Below are 2,161 nucleotides of genomic sequence, written 5' to 3'. Positions count from 1 at the left end.
GGCGTCGAGCCATTGCTGGCAGCCATGCGGGCGTGAGGCGCGGGCAGCGAACTCAATAGCGACACCGACGGCCGCCTTCGTTGCATGGAGGTGATGCGGAGCCGCGTTTTTACACAGCCTGGGTCAATAGCCGCGGCCCCGCGACGCACCTGGAAACCTTGCGCCGGGGGCGGGGTCGTCCCTACCTCATGCTTGCCGGCCTGCAACGCCTCCAGCGGCAACGGCCGGTCCGGGAGACGGCCATGAACTATCTTCGTACCGCAATGCTGCTCGCAGGCCTCACCGCCCTGTTCATGGGCGTCGGCTATCTGATCGGCGGTGCTAGCGGCGCCATGATTGCGCTCGTCATCGCAGCGGCGACCAATCTCTTCACTTACTGGAACTCCGATCGCATGGTGCTCAGCATGTACGGCGCTCATGAGGTCGACCGCAGCAGCGCGCCGGAACTGGTCGGGCTCGTCGCCGAGCTTGCGGGCCGCGCTGGCTTGCCAATGCCGCGCGTGTTCCTGATGGACGAGCCGCAGCCCAACGCCTTTGCGACCGGGCGCAATCCCGAGAATGCCGCGGTTGCCGTCACCACCGGGCTGATGCAACAGCTCAGCCGCGAGGAACTCGCCGGCGTGATCGCGCACGAGCTCGCCCATATCAAGCACCACGACACGCTGCTGATGACGATCACGGCGACCATTGCCGGTGCGATCTCCATGCTGGCGCAGTTCGGCATGTTCTTCGGCGGCAATCGCGACAACAACGGCCCGGGCATCGTCGGCTCGATCCTGATGATGATCCTTGCCCCGATCGGGGCCATGCTGGTGCAGATGGCGATCAGTCGTACGCGCGAATACGCCGCGGACAATCTCGGCGCACGCATTGCCGGTCAGCCGATGTGGCTGGCATCGGCGCTGGTGAAGATCGAGGGCGCTGCGCATCAGGTGCCGAACGTCGAGGCGGAGCGAAATCCCGCCACCGCGCACATGTTCATCATCAATCCGCTGTCGGGCCATGGCGTGGACAATCTCTTTGCCACCCATCCCTCGACGCAGAATCGCATCGTGGCGCTTCAGCAACTCGCAGCCGAGCTTGGCGCGCAGGCGTCGCCGTCCGTCGGTGCCAATGAGAACTATCCGTCGCAGAGCCCGTGGGGCCGCTCGTCCTCGCGCGGGCCTTCAAGTGGTTCTGCACGCGACCCTGCACGTGGTCCTGCACGTGGTCCTGCACGTGGTCCTGCACGTGGTCCTTGGGGCTGACGCGGAAGCGGCTGGAATTTGCCCGCTTTGTGACCTGTCTCACACAGGCTGGTCCCGCCCGGTGTTAACACCCTGGCGAGACTGTTCCTTCGAAAGGGGATGCGTGGCCGGCGCTCTGCCTGCCGCGGTCGAAGATGACCAAAGCTGCGGTACCATTGCTGATCGTCCTGGGCGTGCTCATTGGCCTGTCCACGCACACGGTCGTCAATTGCGGGGACGAGGACGATCCCGACATCTGCTCGGCGGTGATCGGCTTCTCGCCGCTGCGTGGCTCGCTGATCGCTTTCGCCTATGAGGGGCGCGGACGGATCGCGCTGCGCCATGGCGACTGGCGGCGGGCCATCACCGATTTCGACGAGGCCATCCACCTCAATCCCAACCGGGCCTCGCTCTATCGCGATCGGGCGCTGGCGCGCCGGCAGAACGGCGACCTCGAACTTGCCATCGAGGATTACGACGAGGCGATCGCGCATGATCCCAGGCTCGCAGCGCCCTATCACCAGCGCGGTCTCGCGCTCGCCGCCACCGGCGATCTCGATCGCGCGATCCTGAGCTACAACACCGCGGTCCGTATCGATCCCTCGGATGCGCAGGCCCGCCTCGACCGCGGCGTGGCATTCCTCGCCCGCGGCCAGGCCGACGACGCGCGCGCCGATTTCGAGGCCGCGCTGGCGCTGCCCGCCGGCAAGGATGCCCGCACCCGCGATGCGGCGCGCGCAAAACTCGCCGAACTGGCGAGCGCCGAGCCGACCCCGCTCGCCGCGCCAAGAAGGTGAATGGAGTTTCTCTCCCTCTCCCCGTTCTTACGGGGAGAGGGTTGGGGTCATTCGCGCTAGGTTTAGCTCTGGACACAAAGAATCTCGATATGATTCAAGCTTGGGATGAAGATTCGTCCTGAGATTTTGGATCATTGG

At 65.5% G+C, this 2,161-nt stretch carries 2 protein-coding genes; both read left to right on the top strand.

Annotated elements, in window-relative coordinates:
• Positions 1 to 242: 242 nt before the first annotated feature.
• On the top strand, positions 243 to 1,247 hold the full coding sequence (gene htpX / locus QCM77_RS45690; RefSeq protein WP_280097111.1) for a zinc metalloprotease HtpX: 1,005 nt from the start codon (positions 243 to 245) through the stop codon (positions 1,245 to 1,247).
• A gap of 134 nt (positions 1,248 to 1,381) precedes the next feature.
• Complete coding sequence (locus tag QCM77_RS45685; protein WP_279688640.1) at positions 1,382 to 2,023, top strand: tetratricopeptide repeat protein; 642 nt, start codon at positions 1,382 to 1,384, stop codon at positions 2,021 to 2,023.
• The last annotated feature ends 138 nt before the right edge of the window (positions 2,024 to 2,161 follow it).

Origin of the sequence: Bradyrhizobium nivariense, assembly GCF_029846695.2 — a bacterium.
Classification (GTDB): Bacteria; Pseudomonadota; Alphaproteobacteria; order Rhizobiales; family Xanthobacteraceae; genus Bradyrhizobium.
Note: the sequence above shows the minus strand (reverse complement) of the source record. Positions and strands in the feature narration are given on the sequence as shown.